The organism is Ralstonia sp. SET104, assembly GCF_003851545.1.
GTDB lineage: Bacteria > Pseudomonadota > Gammaproteobacteria > Burkholderiales > Burkholderiaceae > Ralstonia.
Map to the genome: position 1 here is coordinate 283,208 of NZ_BHVX01000001.1, position 14,971 is coordinate 298,178.

At 63.0% G+C, this 14,971-nt stretch carries 15 protein-coding genes; 11 read left to right on the forward strand and 4 right to left on the reverse strand.

Features of this window, described 5'->3' with window-relative positions; all coding sequences use genetic code 11:
• The first annotated feature begins 11 nt into the window (after positions 1-11).
• Both PSUB009319_RS01300 and PSUB009319_RS01305 read left to right on the forward strand, forming a co-directional pair.
• Entirely contained in the window at positions 12-212 is a 201-nt protein-coding gene (locus tag PSUB009319_RS01300) for a CI repressor (protein WP_124380445.1), read from the forward strand.
• The gene (locus PSUB009319_RS01305; RefSeq protein WP_124380446.1) at positions 209-598 is read left to right on the forward strand and encodes a hypothetical protein; all 390 of its coding nucleotides are present in this window, start codon (positions 209-211) and stop codon (positions 596-598) included. Before PSUB009319_RS01300 ends, PSUB009319_RS01305 begins: the two co-directional genes overlap by 4 nt.
• Here the strand turns inward: PSUB009319_RS01305 and PSUB009319_RS01310 are convergent.
• The gene (locus PSUB009319_RS01310) at positions 593-1,954 is read right to left on the reverse strand and encodes a site-specific integrase (protein ID WP_124380447.1); all 1,362 of its coding nucleotides are present in this window, start codon (positions 1,952-1,954) and stop codon (positions 593-595) included. The genes PSUB009319_RS01305 and PSUB009319_RS01310 overlap by 6 nt on opposite strands.
• A gap of 110 nt (positions 1,955-2,064) precedes the next feature.
• On the opposite strand from PSUB009319_RS01310, the gene PSUB009319_RS01315 reads away from it, so the two are divergent.
• The 9 genes from PSUB009319_RS01315 to PSUB009319_RS01355 all read left to right on the forward strand — a co-directional run bounded on the left by PSUB009319_RS01315 (position 2,065) and on the right by PSUB009319_RS01355 (position 9,685).
• The gene (locus tag PSUB009319_RS01315; protein WP_374704176.1) at positions 2,065-2,316 is read left to right on the forward strand and encodes a putative quinol monooxygenase; all 252 of its coding nucleotides are present in this window, start codon (positions 2,065-2,067) and stop codon (positions 2,314-2,316) included.
• Between the two features lie 183 nt (positions 2,317-2,499).
• Positions 2,500-2,814 carry a PepSY domain-containing protein gene (locus tag PSUB009319_RS01320; protein ID WP_124380448.1) on the forward strand — a complete coding sequence of 105 codons (315 nt, stop codon included), beginning with the start codon at positions 2,500-2,502 and terminating at the stop codon, positions 2,812-2,814.
• 27 nt (positions 2,815-2,841) lie between these two features.
• Positions 2,842-3,624 (forward strand): hypothetical protein, encoded by a 783-nt coding sequence (locus tag PSUB009319_RS01325; protein ID WP_124380449.1) that lies wholly within the window; start codon positions 2,842-2,844, stop codon positions 3,622-3,624.
• Between the two features lie 39 nt (positions 3,625-3,663).
• Positions 3,664-4,077 carry a hypothetical protein gene (locus PSUB009319_RS01330; RefSeq protein ID WP_124380450.1) on the forward strand — a complete coding sequence of 138 codons (414 nt, stop codon included), beginning with the start codon at positions 3,664-3,666 and terminating at the stop codon, positions 4,075-4,077.
• Positions 4,078-4,173: 96 nt separating this feature from the next.
• Positions 4,174-5,988 (forward strand): protein-disulfide reductase DsbD, encoded by a 1,815-nt coding sequence (gene dsbD, locus PSUB009319_RS01335; RefSeq protein WP_124380451.1) that lies wholly within the window; start codon positions 4,174-4,176, stop codon positions 5,986-5,988.
• A complete protein-coding gene (locus PSUB009319_RS01340; protein WP_124380452.1) occupies positions 5,985-6,794 on the forward strand; it encodes a TlpA disulfide reductase family protein in 810 nt (269 codons plus the stop codon). The genes dsbD and PSUB009319_RS01340 overlap by 4 nt, the downstream gene beginning before the upstream one ends.
• 30 nt (positions 6,795-6,824) lie before the next feature.
• On the forward strand, positions 6,825-7,607 hold the full coding sequence (gene dsbG, locus PSUB009319_RS01345; RefSeq protein WP_124380453.1) for a thiol:disulfide interchange protein DsbG: 783 nt from the start codon (positions 6,825-6,827) through the stop codon (positions 7,605-7,607).
• A gap of 72 nt (positions 7,608-7,679) precedes the next feature.
• The gene (locus PSUB009319_RS01350) at positions 7,680-8,345 is read left to right on the forward strand and encodes a response regulator (RefSeq protein WP_124380454.1); all 666 of its coding nucleotides are present in this window, start codon (positions 7,680-7,682) and stop codon (positions 8,343-8,345) included.
• Positions 8,342-9,685 (forward strand): ATP-binding protein, encoded by a 1,344-nt coding sequence (locus PSUB009319_RS01355; protein ID WP_124380455.1) that lies wholly within the window; start codon positions 8,342-8,344, stop codon positions 9,683-9,685. Before PSUB009319_RS01350 ends, PSUB009319_RS01355 begins: the two co-directional genes overlap by 4 nt.
• A 37-nt stretch (positions 9,686-9,722) precedes the next feature.
• Here PSUB009319_RS01355 and prpF read toward each other — a convergent pair whose 3' ends face one another.
• The 3 genes from prpF to prpC all read right to left on the reverse strand — a co-directional run bounded on the left by prpF (position 9,723) and on the right by prpC (position 14,963).
• Positions 9,723-10,922 (reverse strand): 2-methylaconitate cis-trans isomerase PrpF, encoded by a 1,200-nt coding sequence (prpF, locus tag PSUB009319_RS01360; RefSeq protein ID WP_124380456.1) that lies wholly within the window; start codon positions 10,920-10,922, stop codon positions 9,723-9,725.
• A complete protein-coding gene (acnD, locus tag PSUB009319_RS01365) occupies positions 10,919-13,516 on the reverse strand; it encodes a Fe/S-dependent 2-methylisocitrate dehydratase AcnD (protein WP_124380457.1) in 2,598 nt (865 codons plus the stop codon). Before acnD ends, prpF begins: the two co-directional genes overlap by 4 nt.
• 277 nt (positions 13,517-13,793) lie before the next feature.
• Entirely contained in the window at positions 13,794-14,963 is a 1,170-nt protein-coding gene (gene prpC / locus PSUB009319_RS01375) for a 2-methylcitrate synthase (protein ID WP_124380458.1), read from the reverse strand.
• Between the last annotated feature and the right edge of the window lie 8 nt (positions 14,964-14,971).

Below are 14,971 nucleotides of genomic sequence, written 5' to 3' on the forward strand. Positions count from 1 at the left end.
AAAAATGCGCAATGATCTATATTCCGCAAAACTACGTCAAAATCGCCGTCGAGAGGCTCGGCGGTCCGACCAAGGCAGCCCATGCTGCAGGAGTCTCAAACGCCTCGATTCACAACTGGATCAAGCGCCGCAGGATTCAGAACATCGACAAGGCGAACCTGGTGGCAAAGCTCGCCAAGCTCGATGTCCAAGACCTGAGGAGTACGCGATGATCGACTTCGAGACCTTGAAAAAGTATCTCGGGCAGCGCGTCGAGATCAGCCCAACAACGGGTAGGCCGAGATTTGCCGACATGCACAACGACGTGATGTTCTACGTGGATCGCTTCGGCGGTACCAACAAGACCGCAGAGCTGCTTGGCGTGTCGCCAGACGAGGTCGAGCTCTGGATTGATGAGCACCACGTTCCGCAGCCATATGCAGATAGGATCCATACCCTTGCCAGAGCTGCGGTGCCCTGCATTCAGGAGCCATGGACCGTCGTTATCGAGCGTGAGTTCATCTGGCCGGCTGTGCGGGATCCAGAAATACAGGCCAGACTGAACCTACCGCCTCTTGCTGAGGATGGGATAACCAGGCTCGATGCTGGGCGGTCATGAGTTCGGCTCGATCAGGACTTCATCCTTGCCGATGCCGACCTGACCAACCTTTAGCATCTCCTCTGTCGCCCGAGAAACCGCCTCCCGGACTGGATCCTGGTCCAGTCGGGCATATACCGCCGTCGTTGCCGACGAGCGGTGGTTCAGACTCTTGCCGATCACCGGCAGCGATGCCCCTGTCTTGACCTGCCAGCTTGCCAGAGTGCGTCGAAGGTCGTGAATGCGCAGGTCGGGCAGTAGAGGTGTCGGAACAGTGAGACCGGCTTGCACAACTCGATCGCAAATCGATTTCAAAGCGGTCGTAGGATTTGCCGAGACTAGGAATTGCTCGATTCCGTCGGTAAGAGTGCCTTGGTCCCATTGCTGGTGCTCGCCTAGCTGTTCTAGCAGCGCTTGCCCTGCCATGCGGACCTTAACCCGAAACCAACCTCTCTTCGGCTCCACAAAATGGCCGGTGTTGCCGTGTCCGGGGAAGACAAATGGGCTTGTGTGCCCTTTCTTACGGCGCTCTAGAATCTCGACCGCTACCTCAACAAGCATAACTGTCTGCGACTCGCCGTTCTTGGTCCTAGGGATTCGCCATACACCTTCCGCCAAGTGAACTTCGGCCCAGGCCATCTCCAGCACGTTGGCCCTTCTTGCACCCGTTAAGAGCGACAGCAGGAAGAAATCCCGAATGCAGTCGTTAGGCTCCGCCTGGACAGCCCGGAAGAAATTGGGGAGTTCTGCCCCTTGGATGAAGCGATCCCGAGATCGCTCTGCGTTCTTCTTGACGCCCGTGGCTGGGTTCTGATCCCACATATCAACCGAGATCGCCCAACCGAAGACACTCGACACGAGGGCTTGGACTCGGTTAGCGGTGGTGGCATGCCCCGCCGCCGTAATCTTCGAGTGGATGTCGGCAACATGCTTCCGGGTAATTTCCGACAAGCGCTTTCGGCCTAACGGCGCAGCGAGATACTGGTTGTACTTGCTCTCATCCTCCTGCCACGAGCGCTTCTTGAGCGTACTGTGCCGTTTCATGTATTCGGCAAAGAGGCCAGAAAACGTCATCACCGCACGAGCCTTGCGCTGGCGCTCCGCAACATCAGTGCCGATAGCAAGTTCGGCAATGAAAGACATGGCCTGTTGCCGTGCCTTCTCGATAGTGACGTCCGGGAAGCGGCCGATTGTCAGGCGGTTCGGACCGCCACCCTTGACTCGCCTGAACACGGAGAATGTTTTGGTGCCCGTCGCAGTTACTCGCAACTGGAGCCCCGGTGTCTTGGTGTCGTTGTAGGTAACCCGCCCATCGACTGGAGCAGGGATCGCCAGCAGCGCTGCTTTGGTGAAATTGATGTGGCTTTCGTTGGGCATCTGGGGTTACGCTGGGGTTACAGATTTGGTGAAAAATGACACATTCGCATCACTTTCAGTCTACTCGGCATCAGGATTTTTCTCAATAAAATCAATGGCAATGAAGTGAGATCCAATTGTGTGAATTGACTGACCAACGGATGGCCAATCAGGAGGCCACCACCCCGATCTGGTTTGCGTTGCGCATTGCGCCCAACGTGTTTGGCATCTTTGACGCGTTTGCCAGCGAGCAGGACCGCCAGGCCCATCTGGACGGCCCGATCGCCAAGGCGCTCATGGCCAACGCCGCCGAGCTGCTGGCGTCTGCGCCCGAGATCGCGTCGATTGACGTGCTGGGCATGAAGAACACGCTGGCCGGCTGACGGCACCAAGGCGCCTGTGCGCCAGATTGGCGCGTAACCTTTGCACGCGTCGCGGGGTGTCACCCGCGACGTTGTTTCGCCATCACGCTTGCCCATCACCCTGCGGCACATTTGCCGCATCTCAGTGGCACCTAAGTCTGGATGCCTAGCCTGTCTGCGTTATCACTCTGATTTGCGCACGACATGGCGATCCGCCAATCCAAATTCACGCTGCTCGCGTTCGCGGTCACGGCCGTGTGCACGGCGGCGTTTGCCGCGCGCGGCTTCGATGCCGATGCGCTGTCGGCCGCTTCTACCCAGACCTCTCTCGCCCAGGCTGCCGTGATTGCCGAGCAATACGTACACGGCCGCGCCCTGCGCGCTCAGCTTGAGCGTGCGAGCACCGGCTGGATCTACGACGTCGAGGTTGCCAAAGGCGGTCGCGGTTTCAACGTGCGGCTGGACGCCAATACCGGCAGGGTGCTCTCTGCCGCCATCGACAAACTCGACCACGACTGAGCGCTTGCCACTGCTACGGAGAACCCCATGGATGCACGATCAATACGCGAAACGCCCAGCCTGCTGAACAAGGTGCCCCAGGTCGCGCTGGGGTTCTGGATCATCAAGATTCTCTCCACCACGGTGGGTGAGACGGGCGCGGATTTTCTGGCCGTCAACGTTGGGCTGGGTACGGCTATCACCGCTGGTGCGATGGCTGTGCTGCTTGCCATCGCGCTCGCTGCGCAGGTGCGTGCACCACGTTATGTGCCGTGGCTGTACTGGCTGACGGTGGTGCTGGTGAGCATTGTCGGCACACAGATCACCGACCTGCTGACTGACGCGCTGGGCGTGAGCCTGTATGTGAGCACAGCGGTTTTCAGCGTGGTGCTGCTTGCGCTCTTTGCGATCTGGTATCGCGCGGAGCACACGTTATCGATCCAGTCCATCGATACGCGCCGCCGTGAATTGTTCTATTGGGCCGCCATTCTCTGCACGTTCGCGCTGGGCACCGCTGCGGGAGACCTGGCTACCGAGGCGCTCGGCCTTGGGTTCCAACTGGGCATCGTGGCCTTTGGCGTGCTGATCGCGTTGGCGGCTCTTGCGTACGGGTTGGGTGCCAACAAGGTGTTGGCGTTCTGGATGGCCTACATCCTCACACGCCCGCTGGGTGCGGCGCTGGGAGACTTCCTTTCTCAATCGCAAAGCTACGGCGGACTTGGCCTGGGTGCGATGCTGACCAGTGCTGTGTTCCTTGTCGTCATCGTCGTGCTCGTTGCGTTTGCTCAGCGCCACGAAGGCCGGCCCGCGCATGCCGCGCCGGTGGCCTGATTCGCAAACCGTTTTTTTTCATCCAATGCAGGAGATGCTATGAAACTCGTGAAGTTGACACCGTCGCTGGCGGCTGCCGCGCTTGTTCTGTTCATGGCCGCCGCAGGCCACCTCGTGCCCGCCGATATCGGCCCGCTGACGGCCGCGCATGCGGCCACGCCCTCTAAATTGGGGGATCTGAGCCAGTTCCGTGCGATTGCCGTCGACACTGCCGCTATCGTCAACAAGGGCGACCTGGCTGGCGCCAAAACCCGCATCAAGGATTTGGAAGTCTCATGGGACAGCGCTGAAGCGGGCCTCAAGCCGCGCGCCGCATCGGACTGGCACCGTGTCGACAAAGCCATCGACCGCGCGCTTGAAGCGCTGCGCGCCAGCAAGCCCGATGCGGCCAATTGCAAGCAGACATTGGCGGAGTTGATTCAGATCATCGATCAGGTCAGCGGCAAGGGCTGAATGTGGTGCGCTGGCCCCTTGCGTGAGCACCAGTTAATTTTCGGTTAACCGGTTTCACCGACGCTCGCTCCGTTCTCGGTATCGCGAGGGGTCACCATGTTTCACCGCAAAATCATTGCCCTGGTGTTGGCGTTCTTCACCTTGGGCGCCGTTTTTGGCACCGTTTGGGCTGCCAGCCCGTTTCCTTGGCAAAGTAAAAGCGAGAGCGACTTTCTGGATGCAGCAGAAGTCTTCACGCTGAGCGCGCCGCAGCAGAAAGGCGACCACCTTGTCGCCGCTGGGCACGTGGCCGACGGCTACTACGTCTATCGCAAATCGCTGCGGCTCGAAGATTTACAGGGCAAAGCGATTGAACTCACGCTGTCGCCCGGAACGCGCCATACCGACGAATTTTTTGGCGACACCGACATCTACAAGGGCGACGCCCTGCAGTTGAGCATTCCTGCCCAGACGTCGGGGCAGGTGGTGCTGCATTGGCAGGGCTGCGCGGAAGCCGGCATTTGCTATCCGCCGCAGACGATGAAGATCGCCTTGCCGGCAAGTACGGGCACGTCGGCTGCCGCAATGCAGGTGGCGACGCCAGCATTTGCCACCAACGCCGTCGGCGAGGACCAGGCTGTCTCACAACGCTTGGCTTCTCTCGGGCCCGTTGCAGGCGCGCTGTTGTTCTTCGGCTTTGGGCTGCTGCTGGCGTTCACGCCGTGCACGCTGCCCATGATTCCGATTGTCTCGACGATGGTGGTGGGCAGCCAGGCCAAGCCGCGCCGCGCCTTCATGCTGACGTTGTCGTATGTGTTGGCAATGGCGGCCACCTATGCGGCCGTTGGCGTGGCGGCAGGGCTGGCGGGCGCCAATCTGCAGGCCGCGTTGCAATCGCCGTGGCTGTTGGGGGCGTTTGCGGGGTTGTTCTTCGTGCTGGCGGCGTCATTGTTTGGCCTGTTTGAACTGCGTTTGCCCGCGGCACTGATGGATCGCGTCAACGCTTCCGGCCAGAACCGGGCGGGCGGCAGCGTGCTGGGCGCAGCCGCGCTCGGGTTGCTCTCCGCGTTGCTGGTGGGGCCATGCATGACCGCGCCGTTGGCGGGCGCGCTGCTGTACATCGGCCAGACCGGCAGCGCGGTCATGGGCGGCGCCGCGCTCTTTGCGCTGGGTGTGGGAATGGGCTTGCCGCTGCTGGTGATTGCCGTGTTTGGTGCGCGTGTGTTGCCGCGTCCCGGCCCGTGGATGGAGCGCGTGCGCGTCGCATTCGGTTATGTAATGGCCGGCATGGCCATCCTGATGCTGAGCCGGTTTTTGCCGGGCAACATCAGCCTGATGCTGTGGGGTGCGCTGGGCTTGGCGGTGTCGGTGGGCTTGGTCGGGTGGATTCACGCGGCGACGCTGCAGCGCCGTCTGAGCTGGCTGCTGGCCTTTGGCGCCGCTTTCGTGGGGCTGTGGTCCGCCATGATGTTGACCGGCGCGGCCATTGGCGGCGAGTCGCCAATGCAGCCCTTGCAGCCTCTGCGAACGGTGGGGGTGGCCAATGCGGGTAGTAGCGCCAAGGCAGTCGGCCACGTGAGTGTGAAGTCGGTGCAAGACGTGGACGAGCGCATTGCACAAGCCGGCGCACGCGGCCAATGGACGCTGATCGACTTCTACGCAGACTGGTGCGTGAGCTGCCAGGTGATCGAACACAAGGTCTTCAGCGATCCCGCCGTGAGCGCACGGCTCGCCACGATGCAGGTCTTGCGCCCCGACGTCACGCGCAACGACGCAACCGATCAGGCGCTCATGAAGCGTTGGGGGGTGCTTGGGCCCCCCACGCTGATCCTCGTCGGGCCGGACGGTCAGGAGATGCGTGCGCAGCGCATGGTGGGCGAGCTGGATGCGCGCAGCTTCATGCAGCGCCTTGATACTGCGGGCGTGCCATGACGAGCGTCGGACCCTTCTCCGTGCGTGTTGTCGCGGTATTCATCGCGGCCTTGGCGGCGTGGCTGGTCGCGCGATTCGTGCAGCGCAGGCAGGCGTGTGGCCAGCGTAGTTCTGCCGCCAGCCTGGTCCTCGATGCGCTGCTGATCGGTCTTGTCGCCGCCCGTGTGACGTATGTCTTGCGCTGGTGGCTGGAGTATGCCGCCGCACCCATGAGCATCGTCTCCATTGGCGATGGCGGTTTTGACTGGTGGGGCGGCTTGCCCGCAGCGCTGGCCTTCGTGTGGTGGAAGTCGCGCGGCGCACATGCGTTGCGCCGCCCCATGCTGGCAGGCATTGCCGCCGGCATGGTGGCGTGGGGTGCGGCACAGGGTGTGTTGAATGCGCTCAACCATGCAGCACCGCCGCTGCCCGATCTGCCGCTGGCCACGCTCCATGCCGATTCGATTCCGCTGCGCAGCTACATCGGAAAGCCCCTGGTCGTGAACCTCTGGGCAACGTGGTGTCCGCCGTGTCGGCGTGAGATGCCAGTGCTGGCCCGGGCACAGGCTGGCCATCCTGATGTCGCTTTCCTTCTCATCAACCAAGGCGAAGATGCCCAAGTGGTGCGCGCCTTTCTCGAACACCAGGGTTTGCAGTTCAGCCACGTGCTGCTCGATCCGCATTCTCAGGTCATGCGTGCCATGGGTGCGCGTGCTTTGCCGACAACACTGTTCTTCGATGCACAGGGCCGCATGGTCGACTCGCATATGGGCGAGATCACCGCCGCGCGCCTGGCGGACATCGTGAAGCAGCGGCTGAATCCCTAACTGACCGGACCATTCACGCAGGAGTTATCAATGTCCTACAACACGCATGTCGTTTCCATGTTTGCCGCTGCGGCCGCTTTGGCTGCCTTGCCGGTTGCTACGCCAAGCGTTGCTGCCAGCAACGATCGCCCGGCCGTCATCCAGGCGCTGGAGAAGCAAGGTGTGACGAACGTTCAGGAGTTTCCGGCAGGCAATGGCCTGCGCGGTTTCGCCGGTGTGGCAGAGCAGCAACCCGTAACCGCCTATGTCATGCCCGACGGCAACGCCATCGTTGGCGTGCGGGTGGGGCCGGATGGCAAGAGCCTGGACGAACAGCGCCTGCAAAACCTGGTCGCCAAGCCCATGAGCGCGGCCATCTGGAACAAGCTGAGCACCACCACCTGGGTGCAGGACGGCAAAGACAACGCACCGCGCATCGTCTATGTGTTCAGCGATCCGAACTGCCCCTACTGCAACCGCTTCTTTGACGCGGCCCGCCCCTGGGTGGACTCGGGCAAGGTCCAGTTGCGGCATATCCTCGTCGGGGTGATCAAGGCAGACAGCAGCACAAAGGCCGCCGCCATTCTGGGCGCTGGCGACAAGACAGCGGCGCTGCTCCAGAATGAGCACAACTTCACCAAGGGCGGTATCAAGCCGGCTGCCAGTGTGCCCGCCAACATCAAACGCACGCTTGATACCCATGCTGCGCTGATGGCCGAGCTGGGTTTGCGTGGCACGCCGGGCATCGTTTATCAGGATGACCAGGGCCTGGTCCAAAAGATCGGTGGCTTGCCGCAGTCGGCAACGCTGGCCAAGGTGATGGGGCAGCGCTGACCAATGCATTGGCCGCACTGGCCGCACTGGCCGATAAACTGGCGACTTGCCTAGTGGCTTAAGGATGAACCCATGCGCGTACTGCTGGTGGAAGACGATCAACTGATCGCAAACGGCATCGTCGTCGGCCTGCGCGCGCATGGCATTGCCGTCGAGCATGCGGCCGACGCCGCAACGGCAGAAGCCACGCACGCTGAAAATACCTTTGATGCACTCGTGCTGGATCTCGGGTTGCCGGACCGCGATGGCATGGAACTGCTGGCTGAGCTCCGGGCGGTGGAGCCCACATTGCCGGTGCTGATTCTCACAGCGCGCGATGCGATCGAGCATCGGCTGAACGGTTTCAGCGGCGGCGCAGATGACTACATGGTCAAGCCATTCGACCTGCGCGAGTTGGCGGCGCGTCTGCATGCGCTCATCCGGCGTACGCAGGGCCGTGCCACGCAAGTCATCCAGGCCGGCCCCTTGCGCCTGGAGCCCGACAGCGGCTTGGCGTGGTTGGACGACAGATCCGTTGTGCTCACCCGCCGCGAGGTCGATCTGCTCGCCCATCTTGCCAACACGGGTGGCCGATGGCTCACGCCCGAGATGCTGCATGAGCGTCTATATGGGCTGGCAGAACCCGTCAGCAGCAACGCCTTGAACGTGCACATCCACAACCTGCGCCGCAAGCTCGGTGGTGATGTGATCGAGACCTCGCGGGGCTTGGGGTACCGACTCGGCTGGAGGGTCATATGAGCCTGCGCTGGCGCGCTGTACTCATCGCCGGGATTGCGTTGATCGTCCCTTGGGCGCTGGCGGCGGCATGGATGATGCACGGCGTCCAGGCCAATCTGGACCGAGCGCTGGACGAGCGGCTTGCCATGTCCGCCAGGATGGTCTCGGGGCTGATGGCGCGAGCGGCGTTGCTGCCGCAGGTGTCGCCGCACGCAGCGCCCCAGCCGGACTGGGCGGAGGTGATTCGCGTCAGCGGCCAGGACGGCGTCGCTTGCGAGATCCGTTCCGAGCAGGGCGCAGTGATTGCGCAAACCAACGGTGGCCCGGGCGCCGCTGACAACACCCTGCCAGAGGGCTACAGCACACGCGAGATCGACGGCAAGCCCTGGCGCATCTTCCTGATGGACCGCCACGGTTACCAGATCATCACCGCAGACCGCATCGACAAGCGCAAAGTGCTGACTTCTGAAATGCTGCGCGCGGCCAGCATCCCGTTCCTGATTGCGGTGGTGGGCGGATTGGTGGCGCTGTGGTTCGGGATCGACCGCGGGTTGTCGCCATTGAAAACGCTGCGCGAGACCTTGCGCGACAAGCGCACCGACGATACGAGCCCCATTGACGACGGGCACGCGCCTACCGAGTTGCGCCCCGTGATTGGCGCGATGAACGGGCTGCTGAATCGTCTGGCCCAGGCCATGGCGCATCAGCGTGCCTTTACCGATGCCGCTGCGCACGAACTGCGCACGCCCTTGACGGCCATCGACACGCATCTGCAAGTCGCGCGGCTGGTTGAGGGGGAAGAGGCGCACGCCTCGCTCAGGCAGGCGGAAGAAGGCGTCCGGCGCTTGCGCCATACGCTGGATCAGATGATGACGCTGGCGCGCACCGAGGCTTCGACGCAAGGTGTAGACCCGTGCGCGTCGGTCAGCGCGGTGGTGAGTGACATGCTCGCGCGCATGAATGACGCCGCGCGCGCGCGTATCGTCCTGACCGCCAGCGGCACCGATGCTGGCACGCCGATGCCAAAGCACATGCTGGACGCCGGCATCCGCAATCTAGTGGACAACGCGTTGCGATATTCCCCGGCAGATCAGCCGATTACGCTCAATGTGGCGTTTGACAGTCGGGAACAGCGATGCCGCATTGAGGTGGCTGATCGCGGCCCGGGATTGAACGACAAGCAGGCCGAGCAGATTGGTCAGCGCTTCTGGCGGGGGGATCAAGGCCGGCGCCAAGGCGAAGGCGCGGGCTTGGGCATCTCAATCGTGCGCGCGATTGCAGATCGCTTTGGCGGGGCACTCGAGTTGATGCCCCGGGAAGGCGGGGGCTTGCGCGCTGTGTTGCAGATCCCGCTGATCTGAACGGGGCGGCGCGCTTGCCGCCACGGATTCAAACGTCTCAGGCGCCTGGCACGCGCACCCAGCCCTCCATCAGCACGCGCGCACTGCGGCTCATGATGGCCTTGGTGACTGTCCAAACGCCATCCACCAGCTTGGCCTCGGCACCGACACGCAGCGTGCCGGACGGATGCCCAAAGCGCACCGCACCACGTTCCCCGCCGCCCGCCGCGAGGTTGACCAGCGTGCCCGGAATTGCCGCTGCGGTGCCGATGGCTACCGCAGCCGTGCCCATCATCGCGTGGTGCAGCTTGCCCATCGACAGCGCGCGCACCAGCAGGTCCACATCACCCGCGCCGACCTGCTTGCCGCTCGATGCCACGTAGTCTTTCGGTTGCGCCACAAACGCCACCTTGGGCGTGTGCTGGCGCGTGGCCGCCTCGTCAATATGCTTGATCAGCCCCATGCGCATTGCGCCGTGCGCGCGGATGGTCTCGAACATGGCCAGCGCCTTCGCATCGCTGTTAATAGCGTCCTGCAGTTCGGTGCCGGTGTAGCCGATGGCATCCGCGTTGATGAAGATGGTCGGGATGCCCGCGTTGATCAGTGTCGCCTTGAGCGTGCCCACGCCGGGCACGTCCAGATCATCGACGAGGTTGCCGGTGGGGAACATCGCGCCGCCACCATCACCATCACCATCACCATCCTCTTCCGCCGCGGGGTCGAGAAATTCAAGCTGCACTTCTGCCGCCGGGAAGGTCACGCCGTCCAGCTCGAAGTCGCCCGTCTCCTGCACCGCGCCGTTGGTGATGGGCACGTGCGCAATGATGGTCTTGCCGATGTTGGCCTGCCAGATGCGCACGATGGCGGTGCCGTTCTGCGGCACACGGTTGGCGTCCACCAAGCCATTGCTGATGGCGAACGGCCCCACGGCGGCCGAGAGATTGCCGCAGTTGCCCGACCAGTCCACAAACGGCTTGTCGATAGAGACTTGGCCGAACAGGTAATCCACGTCATGGTCCGGGCGCGTGCTCTTGGCCAGGATCACCGTCTTGCTGGTGCTCGATGTGGCGCCGCCCATGCCGTCGATCTGCTTGCCGTACGGGTCGGGGCTGCCGACCACGCGCATGAGCAGCGCATCGCGCACGGGGCCGGGTTCCTGCGCTGCCAGCGGCAAATCCTGCAGGCGGAAGAACACGCCCTTGCTGGTGCCGCCACGCATGTACGTGGCAGGAATCTTCACTTGTGCAGGGTGGCTCATGCGGCCTCCTTGTTCGACTCAAGGAAGTCCTGCGCAAAGCGCTGCAGTACGCCACCGGCTTCGTAGATCAACACTTCCTCATCGCTGTCCAGCCGGCACGTGACGGGCACTTCCACACGTTCGCCGCTCTTGCGATGAATGATGAGCGTCAGGTCTGCACGCGGCTTGCGTTCGCCGATCACGTCAAAGGTTTCGGTGCCATCAATGCCCAGCGTCAGGCGCGTGGTGCCCGGCTTGAACTCCAGCGGCAGTACGCCCATGCCGATCAGGTTGGTGCGGTGGATGCGCTCGAAGCCTTCGGCCGCGATGGCTTCCACGCCGGCCAGGCGCACGCCCTTGGCGGCCCAGTCGCGCGAGCTGCCCTGGCCGTAGTCGGCACCGGCAATGATGATGAGCGGCTGCTTGCGCTCCATGTAGGTCTCGATCGCTTCCCACATGCGCGTGACCTTGCCCTCGGGCTCGATGCGCGCCAGCGAACCCTTCTTCACCGCGCCATCCACCACGGCCATCTCGTTGATGAGCGTGGGGTTGGCAAACGTCGCGCGCTGCGCGGTCAGGTGGTCGCCGCGGTGCGTGGCATACGAGTTGAAGTCCTCTTCCGGCAGGCCCATCTTGGCGAGGTATTCGCCGGCGGCGCTGCTGGCCAGGATGGCGTTGGACGGTGAGAGGTGATCGGTCGTGATGTTGTCGCCCAGCACAGCCAGCGGGCGCAGGCCACGGAGCGTGCGCTCGCCGGCCAGCGCACCTTCCCAGTAGGGCGGGCGGCGGATGTACGTGCTCTGCGCGCGCCAGTCGTACAGCGGGTTGACGTTGGCGACCGCTTCCGTGCGCTGCTCGAACATCGGGATGTAGACCCGGCGGAACTGCTCCGGCTTGACCGATGCACGCACGATGGCGTCGATCTCTTCGTCGGTCGGCCACAGGTCTTTCAGCAGGATGGGTTTGCCGTTGGCATCGGTGCCAAAGCTGTCGCGCTCGATGTCAAAACGCACCGTACCGGCAATCGCATAGGCCACCACCAGCGGCGGCGAGGCGAGGAACGCCTGCTTGGCATACGGGTGAATGCGGCCATCAAAGTTGCGGTTGCCCGAGAGCACGGCGGTGGCGTACAAGTCGCGGTCGATGATCTCTTGCTGGATCTTCGGGTCCAGCGCGCCGCTCATGCCGTTGCATGTGGTGCATGCAAACGCGACGATGCCGAAGCCCAGTTTTTCCAACTCGGCCTTCAATCCGGCGTCTTCCAGATACAACTCCACGGCCTTGGAGCCGGGCGCCAGCGAACTCTTCACCCACGGCTTGCGCGTCAGGCCCAGACGGTTGGCATTGCGCGCCAGCAGCGCGGCGGCAATCACGTTGCGCGGGTTGCTGGTGTTGGTGCAGCTCGTGATGGCGGCAATGATGACCGCGCCATCGGGCATCTGGCCCGGCGTGTCTTCCCACTTGGCGGCGATACCCTTGGCGGCCAGGTCAGCCGTTGCCACACGTGCATGCGGGTTGGACGGGCCGGCCATGTTGCGCACCACGCTCGACAGATCGAAGCGCAGCACGCGTTCGTACTCGGCATGCTTGAGCGTGTCGGACCACAGGCCTGCGGCCTTGGCGTACGTCTCTACCAGCTTGACTTGCTCGTCGCTGCGGCCGGTCAGGCGCAGGTAGTCGAGCGTCTGCGGGTCGATCGAAAACATCGCCGCCGTGGCGCCGTACTCGGGCGCCATGTTCGAGATGGTGGCGCGGTCGCCCAGCGTGAGTTTGGAGGCACCTTCGCCGTAGAACTCCAGATACGCGCCCACCACCTTCTGCTTGCGCAAGAACTCGGTCAGTGCCAGCACGATGTCGGTGGCGGTAATGCCGGGCTGGCGCTGGCCCGTCAGCTCCACGCCCACGATATCCGGCAGGCGCATCCAAGACGCACGGCCCAGCATCACGTTCTCGGCTTCCAGCCCACCCACGCCGATGGCGATCACGCCCAGCGCATCCACGTGCGGCGTGTGGCTGTCGGTGCCGACGCAGGTGTCGGGGTAGGCCACGCCGTCGTGCGCCTGGATGACGGGCGACATCTTCTCCAGATTGATCTGGTGCATGATCCCGTTGCCAGCCGGGATGACGTCCACATTCTTGAACGCGAGCTTGGTCCAGTCGATGAAGTGGAAGCGGTCTTCGTTGCGGCGGTCTTCAATGGCGCGGTTCTTGGCGAAGGCGTCGGGGTCGAAGCCGCCGCACTCCACGGCCAGCGAGTGGTCGACGATCAACTGCACCGGCACGACCGGGTTGACCTTGGCGGGGTCACCGCCTTGGTCGGCGATGGCATCGCGCAGGCCGGCGAGGTCGACCAGTGCGGTTTGGCCGAGGATGTCGTGGCACACCACACGTGCGGGGAACCAGGGGAAATCCAGATCGCGCTTGCGTTCGATCAGTTGCTTGAGCGATGCGGTGAGCGTGGCGGGGTCGCAGCGGCGGACCAGGTTCTCGGCCAGCACGCGGGAGGTGTAGGGGAGTTTGTCGTAGGCGCCTGGTTGGATGGCTTCTACGGCCTCACGCGCGTCGAAGTAGTCCAGCGTGGTGCCGGGGAGGGGTTTGCGGTGTGCTGTGTTCATGGTGTGGGTCCATCCCTTGTTTCATCCCCTGCCGGGGCTGACTGACTTTCTTTGTCTTGCCAAAGAAAGTCAGCAAAGAAAGGCGCGCCCGAGATGGCGAAAGACTCCTTGAATTTTCGTAACCGGGCGGAGACGGGGAAAACTCGCTTCGCTCAAACAGTTCCCCGTCTTTTTTCCGCCCGCTTACAAAAATTCAAGGCGCCATCAAGGGCAGGAACGTCAACAGCCAAACCGTCTGGAGGCTTGGGTTGAGGTTCTTTTTTTCTCTTTTGTTTTCTTATGCGCGCTTGCTGATTGGCACGAACTTCAGGTCGTCCGGGCCGGTGTAGTTGGCGCTCGGGCGGATGATCTTGTTGTCGATGCGCTGTTCGATGATGTGCGCGGCCCAGCCGGACGTGCGCGCAATCACGAACAGCGGCGTGAACATCGCGGTTGGCACGCCCATCATGTGGTACGACACGGCGCTGAACCAGTCCAGGTTCGGGAACATTTTTTTAATGTCCCACATGACGGTTTCCAGGCGCTCGGCAATGTCGAACATCTTGGTGTTGCTGGCCTCCTTCGACAGCTTGCGCGCGACTTCCTTGATGACCTTGTTGCGCGGGTCGGACACCGTGTACACCGGGTGGCCGAAGCCGATCACGACTTCCTTGGCTTCCACGCGGCGGCGGATGTCGGCCTCGGCTTCATCCGGCGTGTCATAGCGCTTCTGGATTTCGAACGCAACTTCATTGGCGCCACCGTGCTTGGGGCCGCGCAGCGCGCCAATCGCACCCGTGATGGCCGAGTAGATGTCCGAGCCCGTGCCGGCAATCACGCGGCCCGTGAACGTCGATGCATTGAACTCGTGCTCCGCATACAGGTTGAGCGACACGTGCATCGCGTCGACCCACGATTTGGACGGCTCCACGCCGTGCAGCAGGTGCAGGAAGTGGCCGCCGATCGAATCATCATCAGTTTCGACTTCGATGCGGCGGCCGTTGTGGCTGTAGTGGTACCAGTACAGCAGCATTGAACCGAGCGATGCCATCAGACGGTCGGCGATATCACGCGCGCCGGGGGTGTTGTGGTCGTCCTTCTCGGGCAGCACGGTGCCGAGCACCGACACACCTGTGCGCATCACGTCCATCGGGTGGGCGGAGGCGGGCACCCATTCCAGTGCGGCCTTCACGTTGGCGGGCAGGCCGCGCAGCGCCTTCAGCTTGGCTTTGTACGCAGCCAGTTCGGCCTTGTTGGGCAGCTTGCCGTGCACCAGCAGGTGCGCGACTTCTTCAAACTCGCACGCGCCGGCCAGGTCGAGGATGTCATAGCCGCGGTAGTGCAGATCGTTGCCGGTGCGGCCCACCGTACACAGCGCGGTGTTGCCTGCCGTCACGCCCGACAGGGCAACGGACTTCTTCGGCTTGAATGCGCCTGCAGCCGGGGTGTTGTTGTCAGCTTCGCTCATGAATGGTC